The 19,573-nt window shown below is 62.9% G+C and carries 22 protein-coding genes; 17 read left to right on the top strand and 5 right to left on the bottom strand.

The genetic code is table 11. The features are described 5' to 3' along the window. The first annotated feature begins 58 nt into the window (after window positions 1-58). The 5 genes from P3C39_RS15110 to P3C39_RS15130 all read left to right on the top strand — a co-directional run bounded on the left by P3C39_RS15110 (window position 59) and on the right by P3C39_RS15130 (window position 3,648). The gene (locus tag P3C39_RS15110) at window positions 59-667 is read left to right on the top strand and encodes a cupin domain-containing protein (RefSeq protein ID WP_024502622.1); all 609 of its coding nucleotides are present in this window, start codon (window positions 59-61) and stop codon (window positions 665-667) included. Beyond that, the gene (locus P3C39_RS15115) at window positions 657-1,742 is read left to right on the top strand and encodes an ABC transporter ATP-binding protein (RefSeq protein ID WP_275953768.1); all 1,086 of its coding nucleotides are present in this window, start codon (window positions 657-659) and stop codon (window positions 1,740-1,742) included. Before P3C39_RS15110 ends, P3C39_RS15115 begins: the two co-directional genes overlap by 11 nt. A gap of 270 nt (window positions 1,743-2,012) precedes the next feature. Next, complete coding sequence (locus tag P3C39_RS15120) at window positions 2,013-2,642, top strand: 2'-5' RNA ligase family protein (RefSeq protein WP_024502624.1); 630 nt, start codon at window positions 2,013-2,015, stop codon at window positions 2,640-2,642. Window positions 2,643-2,774: 132 nt separating this feature from the next. Further along, window positions 2,775-3,128 (top strand): nuclear transport factor 2 family protein, encoded by a 354-nt coding sequence (locus tag P3C39_RS15125; protein ID WP_013532858.1) that lies wholly within the window; start codon window positions 2,775-2,777, stop codon window positions 3,126-3,128. Window positions 3,129-3,297: 169 nt separating this feature from the next. Then, entirely contained in the window at window positions 3,298-3,648 is a 351-nt protein-coding gene (locus P3C39_RS15130; protein ID WP_275953767.1) for an ArsC family reductase, read from the top strand. A gap of 214 nt (window positions 3,649-3,862) precedes the next feature. Here P3C39_RS15130 and P3C39_RS15135 read toward each other — a convergent pair whose 3' ends face one another. From P3C39_RS15135 to P3C39_RS15145, 3 genes are read right to left on the bottom strand one after another with little or no spacing between them, the layout of a single operon-like run. Continuing rightward, window positions 3,863-4,216, bottom strand: coding sequence for a DUF488 domain-containing protein (locus P3C39_RS15135; RefSeq protein ID WP_275953766.1), 354 nt, complete (start codon window positions 4,214-4,216; stop codon window positions 3,863-3,865). 21 nt (window positions 4,217-4,237) lie between these two features. Then, the gene (locus P3C39_RS15140) at window positions 4,238-5,494 is read right to left on the bottom strand and encodes an aminopeptidase (RefSeq protein ID WP_027164189.1); all 1,257 of its coding nucleotides are present in this window, start codon (window positions 5,492-5,494) and stop codon (window positions 4,238-4,240) included. After that, complete coding sequence (locus tag P3C39_RS15145; protein ID WP_275953765.1) at window positions 5,491-6,483, bottom strand: LysR substrate-binding domain-containing protein; 993 nt, start codon at window positions 6,481-6,483, stop codon at window positions 5,491-5,493. Before P3C39_RS15145 ends, P3C39_RS15140 begins: the two co-directional genes overlap by 4 nt. A gap of 94 nt (window positions 6,484-6,577) precedes the next feature. Between P3C39_RS15145 and P3C39_RS15150 the strand changes: the two genes are divergently transcribed. The 3 genes from P3C39_RS15150 to sbmA all read left to right on the top strand — a co-directional run bounded on the left by P3C39_RS15150 (window position 6,578) and on the right by sbmA (window position 9,449). Next, a complete protein-coding gene (locus P3C39_RS15150) occupies window positions 6,578-6,799 on the top strand; it encodes a hypothetical protein (RefSeq protein WP_024502627.1) in 222 nt (73 codons plus the stop codon). A gap of 116 nt (window positions 6,800-6,915) precedes the next feature. After that, on the top strand, window positions 6,916-8,076 hold the full coding sequence (locus tag P3C39_RS15155; protein WP_127385296.1) for a YbfB/YjiJ family MFS transporter: 1,161 nt from the start codon (window positions 6,916-6,918) through the stop codon (window positions 8,074-8,076). A 113-nt stretch (window positions 8,077-8,189) separates the two neighbouring features. Beyond that, the gene (gene sbmA, locus P3C39_RS15160) at window positions 8,190-9,449 is read left to right on the top strand and encodes a peptide antibiotic transporter SbmA (RefSeq protein WP_275953764.1); all 1,260 of its coding nucleotides are present in this window, start codon (window positions 8,190-8,192) and stop codon (window positions 9,447-9,449) included. A 33-nt stretch (window positions 9,450-9,482) separates the two neighbouring features. On the opposite strand, the gene P3C39_RS15165 is transcribed toward sbmA, so the two are convergent. Next, window positions 9,483-10,490, bottom strand: coding sequence for a polysaccharide deacetylase (locus tag P3C39_RS15165; protein ID WP_024502629.1), 1,008 nt, complete (start codon window positions 10,488-10,490; stop codon window positions 9,483-9,485). Between the two features lie 214 nt (window positions 10,491-10,704). Here P3C39_RS15165 and P3C39_RS15170 point away from each other — a divergent pair, with 214 nt between their 5' ends. Both P3C39_RS15170 and der read left to right on the top strand, forming a co-directional pair. Then, entirely contained in the window at window positions 10,705-11,370 is a 666-nt protein-coding gene (locus P3C39_RS15170; RefSeq protein WP_013532849.1) for a tetratricopeptide repeat protein, read from the top strand. Then, window positions 11,367-12,800: a ribosome biogenesis GTPase Der gene (der, locus tag P3C39_RS15175; RefSeq protein ID WP_063171633.1), complete on the top strand. Its 1,434-nt coding sequence runs from the start codon at window positions 11,367-11,369 to the stop codon at window positions 12,798-12,800. Before P3C39_RS15170 ends, der begins: the two co-directional genes overlap by 4 nt. 32 nt (window positions 12,801-12,832) lie before the next feature. On the opposite strand, the gene P3C39_RS15180 is transcribed toward der, so the two are convergent. Then, entirely contained in the window at window positions 12,833-13,741 is a 909-nt protein-coding gene (locus P3C39_RS15180; protein WP_275953763.1) for a LysR substrate-binding domain-containing protein, read from the bottom strand. A 119-nt stretch (window positions 13,742-13,860) separates the two neighbouring features. Between P3C39_RS15180 and P3C39_RS15185 the strand changes: the two genes are divergently transcribed. The 7 genes from P3C39_RS15185 (at window position 13,861) to P3C39_RS15215 (ending at window position 19,434) form a co-directional block, all read left to right on the top strand. Continuing rightward, entirely contained in the window at window positions 13,861-15,150 is a 1,290-nt protein-coding gene (locus P3C39_RS15185; RefSeq protein ID WP_275953762.1) for an MFS transporter, read from the top strand. Between the two features lie 144 nt (window positions 15,151-15,294). Continuing rightward, the gene (locus P3C39_RS15190) at window positions 15,295-16,479 is read left to right on the top strand and encodes a cell wall hydrolase (RefSeq protein WP_063167648.1); all 1,185 of its coding nucleotides are present in this window, start codon (window positions 15,295-15,297) and stop codon (window positions 16,477-16,479) included. A gap of 254 nt (window positions 16,480-16,733) precedes the next feature. After that, window positions 16,734-17,141 (top strand): AtpZ/AtpI family protein, encoded by a 408-nt coding sequence (locus tag P3C39_RS15195; protein WP_013532844.1) that lies wholly within the window; start codon window positions 16,734-16,736, stop codon window positions 17,139-17,141. Between the two features lie 59 nt (window positions 17,142-17,200). Further along, window positions 17,201-17,959, top strand: a complete 759-nt coding sequence (locus tag P3C39_RS15200) for a F0F1 ATP synthase subunit A (RefSeq protein ID WP_013532843.1) — start codon at window positions 17,201-17,203, stop codon at window positions 17,957-17,959. 85 nt (window positions 17,960-18,044) lie between these two features. Then, entirely contained in the window at window positions 18,045-18,269 is a 225-nt protein-coding gene (locus P3C39_RS15205; protein ID WP_006206606.1) for a F0F1 ATP synthase subunit C, read from the top strand. Window positions 18,270-18,332: 63 nt separating this feature from the next. Continuing rightward, the gene (locus P3C39_RS15210) at window positions 18,333-18,932 is read left to right on the top strand and encodes a F0F1 ATP synthase subunit B (RefSeq protein WP_013532842.1); all 600 of its coding nucleotides are present in this window, start codon (window positions 18,333-18,335) and stop codon (window positions 18,930-18,932) included. Window positions 18,933-18,942: 10 nt separating this feature from the next. Then, complete coding sequence (locus P3C39_RS15215) at window positions 18,943-19,434, top strand: F0F1 ATP synthase subunit B (protein ID WP_013532841.1); 492 nt, start codon at window positions 18,943-18,945, stop codon at window positions 19,432-19,434. Window positions 19,435-19,573 lie beyond the last annotated feature (139 nt).

Here is a 19,573-nt window from a genome sequence, read left to right on the forward strand (position 1 = left end):
GCGCGCCGATCCACCTTCTCCCACAAGGGGAGAAGGGAAAGCAAACGAGGACTAACGCATGGACATGCTGGATGAAGCGGCTGGGAAGCCGAAGGACGATGCCGACGTTCGCGTCGGCCGGCGCGTGCGGGCGCTGCGGCTGGAGCGCAATTTGTCGCTGGCCGATCTTGCGGCAAAGGCCGGCGTGTCGATCGGTGCATTGAGCCAGATCGAGCGCGGCATGTCCTCGCTTCGCGTCAAGGTGATCTGGCCGCTCGCCGCCGCCCTCGACATCGAGCCGTCGGCGCTGATCGCCGACGGCAACGATGCGGCCAACGATCTCTATTGCGTGCGTGCCGACAAGCGGCGGCAAATCCCGGTGAAATCGGAAGGCATTGCCAAGGCGCTGCTGTCACCGCCGGGCGCGACGCTGACCGGCATGCTGGTGACGGTGGAAGCCGGCGGCGGCACGGCCGAGGCCTATGCGCATGCCGGCCATGAATTCGGCTTCGTGCTGGCCGGTGAGGTCGAACTGGTGGTGGATTCGACGAAATACGGGCTGAAGGCGGGCGACAGCTTTGCCTTCAAGAGCACGCTTTTGCATGCCTTCCGCAATCCGGGCGCCGAGCGGTGCCAGATCCTCTGGGTCAACACCACGAAGCCGTCCGAGGTTCGCGATGGCGCCTGATCCACTCGTCCGGCTGCAGGCGGTCTCGAAGATTTTTCCCGGCGGCATCGTTGGGCTCGACGCTGTCGATCTCGACATTATCAGCGGCGAGTTCATCACGCTGCTCGGGCCGTCGGGCTGCGGCAAGACCACCAGCCTGCGCGTCATCGCCGGTTTCGAAAGCCCGTCGAGCGGCAAGGTGTTGCTAGACGGCCGCGATATCACGGCCCTTCGACCGTTCGACCGGCCGGTCAACACCGTGTTCCAGGACTATGCACTGTTCCCGCACATGAATGTTGCAGAAAATGTCGGCTTCGGTCTGTCGCTGCGCAAACTGTCTGGAGCCGAACAGGCTAAGCGCACCGGCGAAGCGCTCGACATGGTCGGTCTCGCCGACAAGCTTGGCGCCCGCGTCTCCGAACTGTCGGGCGGCCAGCGCCAACGCGTCGCGCTCGCGCGTGCCATCGTCTGCGAGCCGCGCGTGCTGCTGCTCGACGAGCCGCTGTCGGCGCTCGACGCGCATCTGCGCGAACAGATGCAGGTTGAGCTGAAGCGGCTGCAGTCGCGGCTTGGCACCACCTTCGTCATGGTCACCCACGACCAGACCGAAGCGCTGTCGATTTCCGACCGCATCGTCGTCATGAACAAGGGCCGCATCGAGCAGATCGCACCGCCGGCCACACTTTATGACCGGCCTGCCACGAAGTTTGTGGCGAGCTTCATCGGCACCATGAATCTCCTGCAATCACGGTTTGTCGGCCGCGATGGCGATCGCTTGCGTTTCACCGCCGGCACCCTGCCGCTGGAGGCTATTTCTGAAACCGGCGAGGCACCTGCCGAGGGCGCTACCCGCACCATCGGCGTGCGCCCGGAGGATTTGCTGGCGATGGCCGAGGCGGCGCCCGGCACCGCACCGGCGCGCGTCAACAGCGTCGTCTTTCACGGCCGCACGCTGCGCCTGCATGCCGAACTCGGGCAGGGCGCGCCTGTCGTCATCGACGCGCCGCGCCAGGCCGAGGGTTTTCGCTTCCAGGTCGGCGACGTGGCGCATATCAGCCTGCGCCGTGGCGCCAACTGCCCAGTGCTGCCAGGTTAGTTCATCGATACCTGAAACGGAGCACACGTCGCACGTTCAGCGGCCACAAGCAGTCGGGCAACGGTCGCGACTATGCCGATCGGGCGATCGACGATTTCTCAAGGACGTAGGTTTCAAGCCACCCTCAGCAGAGCTTCTTCGACTGTTGAACTCGCGGGCGATGATCCGGAAAGCACGACCGACCGTTCGCTCATTTCCGCTTGCCATGTTCCCGTTTTGTTCTAAAATCTCCGGCTTGGCGGGGATGGGTGGCGCAAAAGGAGGAAGGACATGAACGAACTGCCCACATTCAACACAGCCGAAAACGGTCAAACATCTTTCAACTGGCATGAGCGGAACAGGCGTCGTCGCACTGATCGGTTGTTCTTCTGTCACCTGATGGATGGCACCATCGCCGACCCTATCGCTTTACAAGCAACCGCTTGGCGCCAGGAACTCGGGCTGAAAGGGAAAACAATTGCCGATCACATCTCGCTTGTTGGACTCGGCGACCATGACGGATTGCCGGAGGGCTTGGTAGAACTCGCTCACCACATAGGCTCGATGATTGTCGCAAAACCATTCGACGTTTCTTTTGATCGTTTGTGCGCTTTTGGCGGTGGCGCGCTTGTTTTACGCAACAGCGACGGCAATCCTTCGCTGCAAGAATTCTGGCGAAACCTGACGGCAGTGATTTCGGATAGCCCGTTAAAGCTCTTTCTCACAAAATCCATTGAACCGCATGTCACGCTGCTTCGCGACAAAGTGGGAGTGCCCAAAATTCGCGAAAGGGCGATTGAGCCCATCAGTTGGACAGTGCGGGATTTCGCGCTCGTCCAGAGCTTCATCCAGGAAGGTCGCTATGAGGTGCCTCACCGTTGGCAATTGACGGGCCAGGACGATGCCCGGCCCGCGATGTAAACGCCTCAAATCATCGTCATATGTCCGCGGGGACCATCATCCTGACATGGCTTGTCAGCTACGGCGCGGTCCGACGATGGCAGGCCAGCAGGCTGTTCCCTACCTAAATGCGTCTGAACAGGAGGAACGAAAATGACCATCGCGGAAATTGCCAAGGATTTTACCGAGCTGCTCAAGCAGGGCGAGAACGAAGCTGCCGCCGAGAAGTACAATTCCGACGATATCGTGAGCTACGAAGCCATGGAGGGGCCGATGGCCATCTCCCGTGGCAAGGAGGCTCTCAGGCAGAAGGGCCAGTGGTGGCAGGAGAACAATGAAGTCCATGGCGGCTCTGTCGAAGGCCCCTATGTCAATGGCGACCAGTTCGCGGTGCGCTTCAAGTTCGACATAACGCCCAAGGCTACCGGCGAGCGTGTCACCATGGATGAAGTCGGCCTCTACACGGTCAAAAACGGCAAGATCACCGAAGAGCGCTTCTACTACTAGGGCCGAACCCCGGCTTCCGGCTCACGTCGCTGCAGGATCAGGAAATTAGACGGCCGGGACATTGTCCTGGCCGTCATGTGGAACGGAGATATGGCAACGGCTCTGGCAAAGCGGAAAGGGGGGTTTAGTCTGTGGAACGGATTCGACAGTCAGCCAAGGAAGCACGCTTTTGACGATCACCATGTACGGCATCACCACTTGCGACACGGTCAGGAAGGCGCGCGTCTGGCTGGAAGGCCATGACGTAGCCTACCGGTTTCACGATTTCAGGGCCGAGGGACTGGACGCGAAGCGGCTGGATGGTTGGGCGGGCAAGGTCGGCTGGGAAAAGCTGCTCAACAAGGCGAGCACGACGTTCCGCGAGCTGCCGGACAAGGAAAAGCAGGGTCTCGACGAGAAGAGCGCCAAGGCGCTGATGCTGGCCAAGCCGACCATGATCAAGCGGCCGGTGCTGGAGGTAGGCGACCGGGTTATGGTCGGGTTCAAGGCTGATCTCTATGAGGCGGCGGTGGGGAAGTAGAGCTGCCTCTCGTTCCACGGTGTTCCGTGGCGCCCCCCCTCTGTCCTGCCGGACATCTCCCCCTCAAGTGGGGAGATTGGCAGCTTCGCCGCTCCGCCATTCCTGTCACGTTCGGGATTTGCGAAGAAGATGATGACAGCGGATCTCCCCACCTGAGGGGGAGATGGCCGGCAGGCCAGAGGGGGGGCGCTGTCCCGCCGACCGCCATAAAATCTCAGCGTCCGCGCAAATACCCCGCCAGCGCCACCGCATTGTTGTGCGCCTCGTCATGCGCGCCGTAGAGCAGCGTCACCTTGCCGTTACCCAGCAGGCCTCGCAACTGCGTCACCGCCGCGCCATTCCCATCCAGCTCAGCGCGATACCGCTCCTGAAACTCCGCCCAGCGCGCCGGCTCGTGGCCGAACCATTTGCGCAACTCGTCGCTCGGCGCGATGTCCTTCAACCACAGCGTCAGCGCGGCGTCTTGCTTGCTGACGCCGCGCGGCCAGATGCGGTCGACCAGAACCCGCTGCCCGTCATCGGCAGCGGGTGGCTCGTAGATACGCTTGACCGCGATCTTGAAGGCCATCACACCTCCTGGCTGGAACCCTCAGGCCCACTCGCCCTTGCGCATGACAGGCACGCGGGCGCCGTCCTTGTGGACGCCATCGATGTCGATCTTGTCCGAGCCGATCATCCAGTCGATGTGGATGAAGCTCTTGTTGCCGCCGCGCGCCGCGATCTCGTCCTGGCTGAGCGAGGCGCCGTCGACGAAGCACTTCGAATAGCATTGGCCGAGCGCGATGTGGCAGGCGGCGTTCTCGTCGAACAGCGTGTTGAAGAACAGCAGGCCGCTGGCCGAGATCGGCGATGAGTGCGGCACCAGCGCCACCTCGCCGAGACGGCGCGCGCCCTCGTCGGTGTCGAGCACCTTCTTCAGCACATCCTCGCCCTTCGATGCCTTGGCCTCGACGATCCGGCCTTCTTCGAAACGCACCGAAATGTCGTCGATCAGCGTGCCTTGGTAGGACAGCGGCTTGGTCGAGGAGACATGGCCTTCGACCCGCCTCGCATGCGGCGTGGTGAAGACCTCCTCGGTCGGGATGTTGGGGTTGCAGGTGATGCCGTTCTTGGCGGTCGAGGCGCCGCCCATCCATTCATGGCCGTCCGCCAGTCCAACCGTCAGGTCGGTGCCCGGTCCGGTGAAGTGCAGCGCATGGAAATTATGGCCGTTGAGCCATTCGGTGCGGCTGCGCAGCGCTGCATTGTGCGCCTTCCAGTTGCCGATCGGATCCTCCACATCGACCCGCGACGCGGCGAAGATGGCGTCGGCGAGCTTCACGACCGCAACATCGTCGGCATCGCCGGGGAAGACCTGTTTGGCCCAGGCGAGGTCCGGATAGGCGACGATGTTCCAGTTGATGTCGAAGCCGGTGATCTTTTCCAGCGCCGGCTGATAAGCCATCGAATTGGCCTTGTTGGCGCGCGCCACTTTCGCCGGATCCTGTGCGGAGAGCAGCGACGGATCCTCGCCGCGCACCGCAAGCCTGGCCGCATTGTTGGAAAAGGCCTTCGCCATGCCTTCATAGAGCCAGCCGGCGGCGCGGTCGAAACCGGCATCGGCGCCGAAGCGGTAGCGCGCCAGCGTCATCTCGTCATCGTTGAAGATCGGCGTCACCAGGCCGGCGCCGGCCTTGTAGGCATGCTCGACGATCCGCCTGGTCAGCGGCAGCGCCGCGATCGATGACGTCAGCACCAGATCCTGGCCTGGCTGCAATTGCAGCCCGACCTTGATGGCGACTTCCGCCAGCCTGTCGAGCTTCACCGGGTCGATCGATGCGGAAACGCCGCGCGAATGTGTGGTCATGATCCTGCCTGTCGTAGTTTGATGTCCGACCTACCATAGAGCGGCGGCGCGGCGCTTTCCACCGCGATCGCGCCGGCGGGTTTTGGGTTTGCGGACCCGAACCGCGCCATGGTTGCTTCGATCTCTTCCCTGATCCAGACCTTGAAATCCCGGACCTTGCGGCTTTCCGCCTTGACGGACGAGGTCACCAGCCAATAGCCGAGCCCGCTCTGGGCGCGGATGCCGAAAGGCGCCACCAGCCGCCCGTCGGCCAGCGCATCCGCGGCGAGCAATTGCCAGCCCAGCATCACGCCGTGGCCGGCAATCGCCGATTCCAGGCACAGCATCGGGTCGGTGAAACGCGCACCCTTGAGGAAGCTGACAGGTGGGACGCCGGCCGTCTCGAACCAGCTTTCCCAGTTGATCATTGCTCGCTCGTCGGTGATCGCGCAGGTCTGGGCAAGGTCCTCGATCGACTTCAGTTTTTGGGCAATCGCCGGCGCGCAGACCGGGAAGACTTCCTGCGCCAAGAGCAGTTCCGTGCGCCCGCCCGGCCATTTGCCGTCGCCAAGCCGGATGGCGATGTCGATGTCTGAGTGATCGAGATTGGCCAGCCGCACCGAAGCGTCGATGCGCAGCAGCACGTTGGGATGCCGGTCGAAGTGGCGAGATAGTCTGGGCAACAGCCACTTCGAGGCAAAGGCCGGCGCCACCGAAACCACCAATGTGCATTGCGTAGCCTCGTCGGCCAGCGCCACGGCCTGGGAAAGCTCACGAAATCCAGCACCAAGGCGGGCCGCGAAGACGGCGCCGAATTCGGTCAGCACCAGACCGCTCGCCGTTCGCTCGAACAGCGCCTGGCCGAGCTGTTTTTCGGTACGGCTTATCTGCTGGCTGACGGCGCTGACGGAAACGTTGAGCTCACCGGGGGCCGCCGCCAGCGATCCGAGACGGGCAACGGTTTCGACGGCGCGCAGGCCGTTGAGGTGGACGCGGTTGAGCATGGCCATTGAGTTTTTCTAAACTGATCCGGCTGAAATCTCAATTGAAAGGCATGTCGAAACGGCGGATTTTATCGGAAGAGACAGACCTGTGGAGCCGGAAATGCTGAGGATCTTGTCGTCGTCGCTGAAGGTCTTTTTCGCTGCGAGTACGCCGTATGAGCCGCACCCGGACGGCGAAACGCAGAGATGGCTGACCGATCCGCTTTCGCATCCGGTGCTGAACACCATGTCGGAACGCGAACTGGGCGATGTGCCGTTCAGGCTGACGGCACGGCGGACAGTGCACGAGACGGCCCCGTTGCACGCCGGCGGCCGCTGCTGAGCAGGCGCCAAGCGTTCCGGCTTGAGGAAAGTCGAGGCGAGCACCACGTCCCGCGCACGCACTGGCCCAACAGATGGCGATTGTTTCAGCGATCCCTGCACTTATTGTGCAGTGCAATGACATCAGCCACCTCGACAGCGCTGCGTTTCGCCTTCGCCGGCATGATAGCCATGGCGGTTGCCATGGGCATCGGCCGTTTCGTCTACACGCCGATCCTGCCCGGCATGATGCAGGAATTGCATCTGTCGCCTGCCGATGCCGGTTGGATCGCGTCGGCCAATTATCTCGGCTACCTCGTCGGCGCGTTGGCAGCGGCGGGCGGCTGGGCGCATGGGCGCGAGCGCCTGCTGATGCTGGCGGGGCTTGGCGCCAGTACGGTCCTTGCCGCGCTGATGGGGCTGACCGATGCGATGGCCGGCTTTCTCGTCATCCGCTTTCTGGCCGGTCTGGCCAGCGCCTTCGTCATGGTGTTCATGGCCAGTATCGTTTTCAGCCACATAAACGCTGCCGGTCGCAGCGACCTGCAGGCCTGGCATTTCGGTGGCGTTGGCCTGGGCATCGCTGTGTCGGCGGCGATGATGGCGGTGCTGGTCGCCGAGCATTCGGGCTGGGCTGCAGGCTGGCTGTGGTCGGCGGCGATTTCGGCCTGTGGTTTCGTCCTCGTTGCGCTGTTGGCCAATGAGGGTCCGCTCGGCAACGGCGAAGTCACCCGCGAGCCGGCACTGCGGATGGACCGGTCGTTGGTCAAGGTCATCGTCGCCTACGGCCTGTTCGGCTTTGGCTATGTGGTGACGGCGACATTCCTGGTCGCCATCGTCCGGCAAGGCGGCGGCAGCCGCGTCTTCGAGGCCATGGTGTGGATGGTCGCCGGTCTTGCGGGCTTTCCCTCAGTCTGGCTCTGGCAGAAGATCGCGGCCCGCACCGGCCTCTATGCCGCCTATGCGCTGGCGTGCTTCATCGAAGTTGCCGGCGTCACCGCCAGCGTCGCCATCGGCGGCGCCACCGGGCCGCTGCTTTCCGGCGTGCTGCTCGGTGGCACCTTCATTGCCATCACCGCATTTGGCCTGCAGGCCGCCCGGCAGCAGGCGCCAAGCGCGCCGCGGCGGATATTCGCCCTGATGACGGCTGCGTTCGGCCTTGGCCAGATCATCGGGCCGGTCGCCGCCGGGTTTCTGGCGCAGATGTCCGGCGATTTCTTCCTCGCCTCGATCACAGCCGCGATCGTGCTGGTCGTCTCCGGCGCCATCACATGGTCGGCTGCGCCAAAATCGCCATGATTGTGGGCTTGCTGTGCCGGGCATCGGGCACGGGCATTTTCTTTCCCACTAATGTGTGACTTTATGCCCGCTGTCGTCAGCTGATTTGCGCCTAGATCGAGGAATTCGCCACAGTGTTCGTATCCTTTTTCCCGCAGCCGAAGTTGTTCTTCACTTCGGCCGCCGTCTGGAGCCTTGCGGCGATCCTGTTCTGGTTCTTCGGTGGTGAACAATTGGGTGCGGTTTTCGGATTGCCGCCCGCCGCGGCCGGCGCGCCGCCCATCATCGGCATCGCCATCCTCGTATCGAAGCCGTTCCTCTGGTTCTATCTTTATTTCGCGTTCTGCGTGCTCGTCTTCTACGCATTCTGGAGTTGGTATTCGCCGCATCCATGGCAGCGCTGGTCGATCCTGATGACCGCGGTCATCCTGTTCTTCATCTATTTCAATGTGCAGGTCAGCGTCGCCGTCAACGCCTGGTATGGGCCTTTCTTCGACTATGTGCAGGGCCTGATGTCGGGGACTGGAAAGTCGACCAACAGCGAATTTTATATCGGATTGGCTGATTTTTCGTGGCTCGCCCTGGTCGGCATGAATGTGCAGGTGGTCAACGCCTTCATCGTCAGTCACTGGATCTTCCGTTGGCGCACGGCGATGAACAACTACTTCGTCGAGAATTGGGGCAGGCTACGCCACATCGAGGGTGCCTCGCAGCGCATCCAGGAAGACACGATGCGGTTCTCGCAGATCATGGAAGATCTCGGCTCCAGCTTCGTCCAGTCGATCATGACCTTGATCGCATTCCTGCCGGTCATGATCCAGTTGCAGGCCCATATCACCGAGTTGCCGATTATCGGCGCGATTCCACAGCCATTGGTTGTCGCAGCCCTTGCCTGGTGTCTGTTCGGGACGATCTCGGTCATGGTTGCAGGTCTGAAACTTCCAGGGCTGCAGTTCCGCAACCAGCGCGTTGAGGCAGCCTACCGCAAGGAACTCGTCTACGGCGAGGATCACGCGGACCGGGCCCAGCCGGCCACCACGGCCGAGCTGTTCGAGAATGTTCGCCACAATTATTTCAGGCTCTATTTCCACTACATCTATTTCAACGTCGTCCGTTACACGTACCTGCAGGCCGACAACATTTTCTCGCTGCTGATCCTCGGTCCCTCGCTGGTGGCGCACAAGATCACGTTCGGCGCGCTGAACCAGATTTCGAACGCATTCGGCAAGGTGACCGGTTCGCTGCAGTTTCTGCTCACCTCCTGGTCGACCATCGTCGAGCTGCAATCGGTCCACAAGCGCCTGCGCGCCTTCGAGGCGACGCTGCAAGGCGAGCCGCTGCCCGATATCGACCAGCGCTATCTGGCAAGGCAGGGCGCTGAGGATCCGGCCTAAAGATCGAGGTTGGAAACGAACCGGGTTGGCGGCTCAGCCGCCGACCGAAGCTTGCTTCTGGGAAGCATCCTGCCGCGAAACATAATCGCGAAAACTGATGCATTCGACATCGGCCTTGACGCAGACCTCGCCGGCAAAGCGCTCCAGCGCGTTCCAGTAAGCGCCGTCATTCATCAGCGCGAAGTGGAAGCCGAGTTCCAGCGGAATACGCTTGTCGGCATACTGCTTGTCGAAGGCGGCGCGGAAGGCATCATAGGTCCGGTTGGCGAACTCGCCCGCTTGGCTTGGCCGTTCGAAGCCGCCGGAATGCCTGACATAGAGATTGTAGTCCATGGCGATCACCGGCCGTGACTTCGGTCCTTCTGGAATCTGCGGCAGCGAAAAGTGCATGACGCCGTTGCTGGCCGTCGGTCGGGCGGGGCCCTGCGAGACGCCGCTGGCGTCGAATTGATAGCCGGCGGCCGGCAGCGCTTCATAGAGCGCCTTGCCCGTCGACAGATACGGCGCGCGAAAACCGACAACCGCATGCCGTGCGAAATCGCGCCAGCCCTCAGGCTCGGGCGCAATGCCGTTGATGGCATAGGCGTTCTCGAGAATGTGCTCGAACGAACCGAACTCTTTCAGCCAGTCGGCCTTGCTCCAGTCCTTGCCGTCGAAATGGCCGCAGCCATGGCTGGCGATGTCGTGGCCCTCATGCGCGGCAAGCCCGATCTGCTCGAGCCGGTCGGTGACTTCCTGTTTCGAGGCGGCAAAGCCGATATTGGATTTCCCGGCGCTTCTGCCGGGTGCGGTGTATTCCTTGCGTGTTTCCGTCGACAGCAGGAAGACGCAGGACAGAAAATAGGTGAAATGTGCGCCGGTGCGCTCAGCCAGTGCTCGACTGCGCTTCCACTGCGAAATGTCGCGGGCGCTGTCGAACGAGATGATGACGACCTGCTTGGGCTTTGCCGGCACCGGTGGCGCGGGCGGGTCGGCCAGAGCCACGCCGGCAGTGACGAGCGCGGCAAGCGAAAACGCAACAACGCGGAACGGACGAAGCATAGGAAATCTGATCTTAACTCGGGGAACGTCTGCAAGCCGGCTATCGCCTAAATGTGGCGCGGGTGCGATGGGCCTCTTCGGCTGCTCGTCCGGGGCAAACATCCGTTTGCCCCGGACAATAGGCGATTTTCCGGTCGAACCCCTTCCATGCCGGCAAAATTTCGCTAAAACGCGGGCTGACAAAGGCCCGACCGGGCAGGAATGGTTTGATTTGATGTCCGACGACAGTTTTATCCGTGAAGTCAACGACGAGATCCGTCGCGAACAGGCGCAGGCGCTGTGGGACCGTTTTGGCCCAGCCCTGATTGTCGTTGCGATCCTCGTGGTGCTCGGCACCGCAGCCTTCGTCGGCTATCGCTATTGGGACGAGACGCGCGCCAACCGCTCGGGCGATGCGTTCTCGCAGGCGCTGAAGCTTGCCAATGACGGCAAGAACGATGAGGCGCTGACCGCGCTCGATCAGTTGGAGAAGGATGGCTACGGCGCCTATCCGCTGCTCGCACGCATGCGCGGCGCGACCGTCAAGGCGAACAAGGGCGACGTTCCCGCCGCCGTCAAGGATTTCGACGAAGTCGCCGCCGACACGGCCATTCCTCAGAGCATTCGCGACATGGCGCGGCTGCGGGCAGCGCTGCTGCTCGTCGACCATGGCTCGTTCGCCGACGTGTCCAGCCGTGTCGAAGCGCTGACATCCGACACCAACACGCTGCGCCACACGGCGCGCGAGGCGCTCGGCCTTTCCGCCTGGAAGGAAGGCAAGACGCAGGACGCGCTGAAACTGTTCGACCAGATCGCCGCCGATGACGGCGCCCCGCGCAACACCCGCGAGCGCGCAACATTGATGTCCGAGCTGATCCGCGGGTCGGGCAGTGCGTCGTGACCTTCAAAGTCGCCATCATCGGCAGACCTAACGTCGGCAAATCGACTCTCTTCAATCGGCTGGTGGGAAGAAAGCTGGCGCTTGTCGACGACACGCCGGGCGTCACCCGCGACCGTCGCGTCCACGCCGCCAAGCTCTACGACCTGCATTTCGATGTCATCGACACCGCCGGCTTCGAGGACGCTGGTGCCTCGACCTTGCCCGGCCGCATGCGTGCGCAGACCGAGATCGCTATCCGCGAGGCCGACCTGATCTTCTTCACCATCGACGCCAAATCCGGCCTTTTGCCTGACGACAGGACCTTCGCCGAGATCGTGCGCAAGTCCGGCAAGCCGGTCGTGCTGGTCGCCAACAAGGCCGAGGCGAAGGGCGCCCAGGGCGGTATGCTGGAAGCCTGGGAGCTCGGCCTTGGCGAGCCGATCCCGGTTTCGGCCGAGCATGGCCAGGGCATGCCCGATTTGCGCGACGCCGTGATCGGCGCGCTCGGCGAAGCGCGCGCCTTCGGCGAAGACGAAGATGGCGAAGACGAAGAGATCGCTGCCGGCGAGGTGCTGATCGGCGAGGATATCGCCGATCCGGATGCCGAGCACACCTATGACGACACCAAGCCGATGCGCATCGCCGTCGTCGGCCGTCCCAATGCCGGCAAGTCGACGCTGATCAACGCGCTGATCGGCGAAGAACGGCTGCTCACCGGACCGGAAGCCGGCATCACCCGTGATTCGATCTCGGTCGATTGGGATTGGCATGGCCGCCGCCTGAAGCTGTTCGATACGGCCGGCATGCGCCGCAAGGCCAGGATTCACGAAAAGCTCGAAGTGATGTCGGTGCAGGACGGCCTGCGCGCCATCCGCTTCGCCGAGATCGTCATCATCGTGCTCGACGCCACCATTCCCTTCGAGAAGCAGGATCTGCAGATCGCCGACCTGATCATCAGGGAAGGGCGGGCGCCGGTGATCGCCTTCAACAAATGGGACCTGATCGACCATCCCCAGGAGCTTCTGGCCGAACTGCGCGAGAAGACGGAACGGCTTCTTCCCCAGGCGCGCGGCCTGCAGGCCGTACCTGTCTCCGGCGAGACCGGGCGCGGCCTCGACAAGCTGATGGATGCCGTCATCAGGACCCACAAGGTATGGAACAGCCGCGTCTCGACTGGCAAGCTCAACCGCTGGCTGGAAGGCATCCTGGCACACCATCCGCCGCCTGCCGTGGCAGGGCGCCGGCTGAAGGTCAAATACGTCACCCAGGCCAAGACCCGGCCGCCGGGTTTCATTGTCCAGTGCTCGCGGCCCGATGCGATGCCGCAATCCTATGTCCGCTATCTCTCCAACAGCCTGCGCGAAGCCTTCGACATGCCCGGCGTGCCGATCCGCATCGCGCTGCGTACGTCGGACAATCCATTCGCCGGCAGGTCGAACAAGCGCAAATAAGCGGTCGGGCGCTGGATACCTGTTCCGGCTGTCTAAGCGACCTCCTTCAACCGCTCGTCCCGTGGCAGCGCCTGCAACGCCGCCTGCAGCAATATGTCGGCCAGCCGCGCTGCCACCGGATCCAGTTCAGCATCCTTCTGGTGCAGCACCAAGGCCATTTTGGGCAATGCCGGCAGCCCGGCGATCTCCGGCGTCATCGCGCTGACGCTGGCCGGCAGGCCGATGTCGGTGCGGATTGTCAGCCCCAGCCCCGCCGCCACGGCTGCCCAGATGCCGCCAAGGCTCGGGCTGGAAAAGGCCATCCGCCACGACAGGCCGGCGCGGTCGAGCGTTTCGGTTGCCACCGTGCGCAGAAGGCATGGCGCTTCGAGCGCCACCAGCGGCAGCGGCTCACTGTTGCGCAGGCTGGTCTCGATACGCTTTGCCGGCCCGATCCAGCGCATCGGCACATCGGCGACATGCTGGCTGTAGGGCAGCGTTTCGCCGCAGTGCCAGGCGAGCGCGATATCGAGGCTGCCTGACAAGACCCTTTCGGCAAGGTCGTGGCTGCGTGCGATCCTGGCTTCGATCTTCACCTTGGGGTGCGCCCGGGCAAATCGGCCGAGCACGTCCGGCAGCACCGCCTCGCCGAAATCTTCCTGCAAGCCGAGCCGTACCCAGCCTTCCAGCTCGACACCGTGGATGGCGGATGCCGCCTCGTCATTCAATTCGATCAGCCTGCGCGCATAGCCGAGCATGGTCTCGCCGGCCTCGGTCAAAGCGAGGCCCCGTCCTGATTTGCGGAAGATCGGCGTCGCCGCCTGTTCTTCCAGTTTCTTCAATTGCGCGCTGACCGCCGACGTCGACCGGCCAAGCCGGTCAGCGGCCTTGGCAAAGCTACCCAGCTCCATGCCGGTGACGAAACTGCGCAGGACGTCGAGGTCGAATGTTATACGTCGCATGTTGGAAGTCCCGATTTTCAGGATTGTAAGTTCAAAACTTCCTGATTTTCAGGATGAAATTATGGCGGTAGGGACAGATCGTCAAGGCCGGACCGCTGGCCAGCACGGGAAATGAAGTCATGTCCGCCATTGTCAATTGCACCGACCGGCAGCCGTCGGAACTTCTGGAAGATACCGGTTCCACCGGGAGGGTGTTCACGCCGGGCCATCGCTGGAAAGTCCTGGGCATCGGCGTTGCCGCCAATGCCGCCTTCTCGGCTACGTTCTCCGGCATCCCGGCGACGGCGGTCGTTCTTCGCCAGGGCTATCACCTAGGCAATGCCGAACTCGGTCTGGCGCTCGGCCTTCTCGGGCTTGGGGTCGCGCTCAGCGAACTGCCCTGGGGCTTGCTCACCGATCGCTGGGGCGACCGCCGCGTGCTGTTGATCGGGCTCGGCGCGACGGCGGCGTGGCTCCTGGTCATGGCGATGCTGGTCGTGCCGACAAGGACCGGTACTCCCGATGTCACGCTGCTCTCCGCGAGCCTATTCATCACCGGATTGCTCGGCGGCAGCGTCAACGGTTCGAGCGGCCGCGCCATCATGGGCTGGTTTCGGGAAAACGAGCGCGGCTTCGCCATGAGCATCAGGCAGACGGCGGTGCCGCTTGGCGGCGGCCTTGGCGCGCTCGTGCTGCCCTCGCTTGCGCTGGCTTTCGGCTTTGCCGCGGTGTTCGGAGTCCTGGCGGGTGCATCCGCTCTGTCTGCCCTGTTCGCCTGGCGCTGGCTGCACGAGCCGCCGACGGCAGGCGAGGGCCATCCCGCTTCGGCTGTGGCCGGACCGGCGCCGCTGCGCAATCGCGACGTCTGGCGTATCGCGACCGCCATCGGCCTGCTCTGCTTTCCGCAGGTGGCCGTGCTCACCTTCGCCTCCGTATTCCTGCACGACTTCGTTGGGTTGGGAACGGCGGCAATCAGTGCCAGCCTCGCCGCGGTGCAGATCGGCGCCATGGTCATGCGCATCTGGAGCGGCCGCTTCACCGACCGTTATGGCAACCGCCGCCAATTTCTTCGCCTGTGCAGCGCGTTCAGCGCCCTTGCCTTCGCCATGCTTTGGCTGCTGGTCCTGTTCGGCCCAACCATTCCGGGCGGCCAGCTCATCTGGTCGGCGGTTCTTCCGGTCGTGCTTATTGTCGCAGGCATCTCTGTCTCCGCCTGGCACGGCGTCGCCTACACCGAGCTTGCCACCCTTGCCGGCGCCGGCCATGTCGGAACCGCGCTCAGCCTTGCCAACACCTTTGTTTTCGTCGGCTTCTTCCTGGTGCCGGTGGCCATTCCGGGGCTCTTGCACCTCTGGTCCTGGTCCGGCGTCTGGCTGGCGGCCGCCATCTGCGCGCTGATCGCCCGGCCGATCTTCCTGCGCCCGGCCTGAATGGTCGGCCGCAAAATCGCCCGACTTCGCAACCACGACCTCGGGCCGACCGGGAAAACCCGATCGAATCCGTTAACGTCCCATCAAGGTTAATGCATCATTTTGCTCTCCAGTGGGGTCTGTAGCGTTCCTGGAGAGAGTTCCGTGCATCGACGTGTGTTGAAGCGGCTGGTTGCCGCCGCCGGTGAGAGAAAACGTGGCTTTCTGGGTCCGCTCGTCATCGGTTTCGGCATCTGGATCGGCTTTCCGACCGTCGCCGCCTATCAGGACATGACGAGCCTCGTTTCCGGCCTCGAAGCATCGAGCACGCGCTGGAATTCCTATGTCGAGAAATCCGTTGCCGGCTCGACCCACGCGGCCGAGATGCCCTTTGTCGATTCCGATGTCACCGGCTCCATTTCCGGATCGGGCGTCCATCTGGCCGGTGTCGGCAACGTGTCGTTTCGCGGCAAGGGCGGCAAGGTCAGCGCCACACCCGATGAGGACCGCGTCGTGCGTGCCGAGAAGAAAGGGCGCATCGTCCAGATGTCTCCCGTCGCACCGCCAAAGAACTTCAACGCCGGCTCGATCTTCGAGCGCACCTCCTCCTTGCTGCGGCCCAGCATGGACAGCGGCCTGAAAATGGCTTTCGCCAAGCCGCAGATCAAAGGGAAGGAAATCCAGATCGCCGCGGCATTCCATGCGCGCGAAGACAAGAAGCCGGATCCCGGCGTGCCGGCCATGCTGGCGGCGCTGGTCAACAACGACCATCCGGATGTGCTGGCCACCGCCTATGCGCAATCCGAGCCGGACTATGCCAAGGCATCGCCCTTCGAGGCCCTGCTTCAGGACGAGCAGCCCAATGAGGGCCGCTTCATTCCGCCGATGGCCAAGGGCGATCATTCGTGGATCCAGAACCCGCTGCCGGCGAGTGTCTTCTCCAAGAAGGAGCAGGCATGCCTTGCCAACGGAATCTATTTCGAGGCGAGGAGCGAATCCGTGCGCGGCCAAGCCGCTGTCGCCCAGGTCATCCTCAACCGCGTCCGCAATCCGACCTATCCGAATTCGATCTGCGGCGTCGTCTACCAGAACGACAGCTGGTTCAACCGTTGCCAGTTCTCCTTCGCCTGCGACGGCAGGAAGAAGCGCATCGATAGCCCAGCCGCCTACAAGACCGCCCAGGAGATCGCCATGGCCGTCACCGCCGGCAAGATCTTCATTCCGGAAGTCGGATCGTCGACCCACTACTATGCCCAATATGTCCATCCCGGCTGGGCGCGCACGATGCAGAAGATGACCAAGATCGGCCTGCATATCTTCTATCGGACCTATGGCGGCGGCTGGAGCTGAGTGCGGAGCAGCCGCTGATCCTTGATGTGGCGCGCAGCCGATCAAAGAGCCATTGCGCGGGGGATTCGCGCCATGCATCCTCGTCATCCTGGCGGGCACGATGTCGCACCTTCGTAATTCATTGATTTCATTGCCTAAAATACATGGCAATGAACTTCCGCCCGTGGCTTGACGGGCGCAAACCCTCTAACTATGTTGCCGGCGACTTTAGAAGCGGACGGACGGTGACGGTCTGACCGGGCAGGGGGGTTGCGATGGCCGACAAGAATGGGCCAGACGGAACCGGAGAAACCGGCCGCGGCAATCAGCATGAACCCGACATCCGCGACGACGATCTTGAGCGCCGCCGCCGTGACCTTGAAGCTTCGCTTGCGACAAGGCGGCCGGGCCGGCTCGAGGGGAAAGACGACGCGAAAGCGGGCAGTGTGGCCGGTTATGGTCAGGCGCTCAAACTCTCCAGCGAGTTTATCGCCGGGGTGGTGGTGGGTGCCGGCATCGGCTGGGTCATCGACCGTTTGGCGGGGACATCGCCATGGGGTCTGATCGTGTTTCTGCTGCTTGGTTTTGGCGCCGGAGTGCTCAATGTGATGCGTTCCGCCGGCGTCGTGGCAGAATTTGGACAGGGCGATAAATCGCGCCGTGGCCAAGACGACAAGAAATGACCGCGCACCATGTGCGGTAATGGTAACGAGGCCGTACGCGGCATTGACGGGGTTTGAACGTGGCAGCTGACAAGGTCGATCCGATCCACCAGTTCCATATCAACAAGCTGATTCCGATCGACATCGGCGGCTATGACCTGTCTTTCACCAATTCGGCGCTGTTCATGGTCGCAACCGTGATCGTCGCGGCTGGATTCCTGTTTCTCACGACGTCGAGCCGCAGCCTGGTTCCCGGGCGGCTTCAGTCGGTATCCGAGATGGCGTACGAGTTTGTCGGCAACATGTTGCGCGACGCCGCCGGCACGCAGGGCATGAAGTTCTTCCCTCTCGTGTTCTCGCTGTTCATGTTCGTGCTCGTCGCCAATCTGCTTGGCCTGTTCCCCTATTTCTTCACCGTCACCAGCCACATCATCGTCACCTTCGGCCTTGCCGTGCTGGTGATCGCAACCGTGGTCGTCTACGGCTTCATGAAGCATGGTCTTGGCTTCCTGAAACTGTTCGTGCCGCACGGCGTGCCGGTCTTCCTGCTGCCTCTCGTGGTGCTGATCGAAGTAATCTCCTTCGTGTCGCGCCCGGTCAGCCTCTCGGTTCGTCTGTTCGCCAACATGCTCGCCGGCCACATCACGCTGAAGGTGTTCTCCGGCTTCGTCGTCAGCCTGAGCGCGCTCGGCGCGGTTGGCGTCGCCGGCTCGATCCTGCCTCTGGCGATGGCGGTGGCGCTGACGGCACTGGAACTGCTGGTCGCCTTCCTGCAGGCTTACGTCTTTGCCGTGTTGACCTGCATGTATCTCAACGACGCCCTGCATCCAGGGCACTAGGTCCAAAAGTTTCCGGCCCAAAGATTTCCAACATTGGCGCCGGATGGAATCGCAACGGAATTTTAGATCCAAAGGAGTTGAACAAATGGACGCAGAAGCAGCAAAGTACATCGGCGCCGGCATCGCTTGCCTGGGCATGGGTGGCGCGGGCATTGGCCTCGGCAACATCTTCGGCAGCTACCTGGCGGGCGCACTGCGCAACCCGTCGGCCGCCGATGGCCAGTTCGGCCGTCTGATCTTCGGCTTTGCCGTGACCGAAGCTCTGGGCATCTTCTCGCTTCTCATCGCGCTTCTGGCCCTGTTCGGCTGAGCACTCGGGAAGATTGGACAGGCCGGCCGCGCAAGCGGCGGGCCTGAATTTCGGGGATAGTCCATGTTCGTGACATCTGCCTTTGCGCAAGAGTCCGCGCCATCAGCCGATACCAGCCACGCTGCGACGGAAGGCGACACGCATTCCGGCACCAGCGTGCCTGCTGAAGCGCATGGCACGTTTCCGCCATTCGATCCGGCGACGTTCCCGTCGCAGCTTCTGTGGCTGGCGATCACCTTCGGGCTGTTCTATCTCTTCCTGAAGCGGGTGGTGATGCCGCGCGTCGGCGGCATCATCGATGTCCGCAACGATCGCATCACGCAGGACCTCGACCAGGCGGCCAGGTTGAAGGGCGAGGCCGACGCCGCCGTTGCTGCCTACGAGCAGGAACTGGCGGAAGCCAAGACCAAGGCCAACGCGATCGGCCAGCAGGCCAACGACGCTGCCAAGGCCGAGGCCGACACCGCTCGCAAGAAGGTCGAGGCTGCGCTCGACGCGAAGCTTGGCGAAGCCGAAGCCCGCATTTCTTCCATCAAGGCCAATGCCATGAAGGAAGTCGGCAGCATCGCCGAGGACACCGCTTCGGCGATCGTCGAGGCTCTGGTTGGCGGCAAGGCCAGCAAGGCCGAGATCGCGGCTGCGGTCAAATCCGTGGCCCGGTGAGGAGCGCATCATGGATTACACATCTCTCGCGACGCTCTGGGCCACGATAGCCCTGATCATCTTCCTCGGCGTTGCCGTCTACATCAAGGTGCCTGGCATGATCGCCAAGGCGCTCGACGCCCGTGCCGCCAGGATCAGCAATGAACTGGACGAAGCGCGCCGGCTGCGCGAGGAGGCCCAGCAGCTGCTCGGCCAGTACCAGCGCAAGCGCAAGGAAGCCGAGCAGGAGGCCGCCGACATCGTCGCTGCCGCCAAGCGCGAAGCCGACATGCTTGCCGCCGACGCGCATAAGAAGACCGAGGACTATGTCGTCAGGCGCACCGCGCTTGCCGAACAGAAGATCGGTCAGGCCGAGCGTGATGCCATCAGCGAAGTGCGCGCCAGCGCCGTCGATATCGCCGTCGAGGCAGCGCGCGCGCTGCTTGCCGGCAAGATCGACGCCAAGGCCGGTGCAGATCTGTTCAAGGCTTCGCTCGCGGACGTGAAGTCGAAGCTGAACTGAGCGTTGGCACACGCAGTACAATCAAAGCCGCCCGGGCAACCTGGCGGCTTGTTTGTTGTGGCGCTGATACCAATGCTGCCGATCTCCACCCTCGTGGGGGAGATGCCCGGCAGGGCAGAGGGGGCGTGAAGGAACGCTA

It is taken from the genome of Mesorhizobium sp. XAP4, assembly GCF_029269325.1.
Taxonomy (GTDB): domain Bacteria; phylum Pseudomonadota; class Alphaproteobacteria; order Rhizobiales; family Rhizobiaceae; genus Mesorhizobium; species Mesorhizobium ciceri.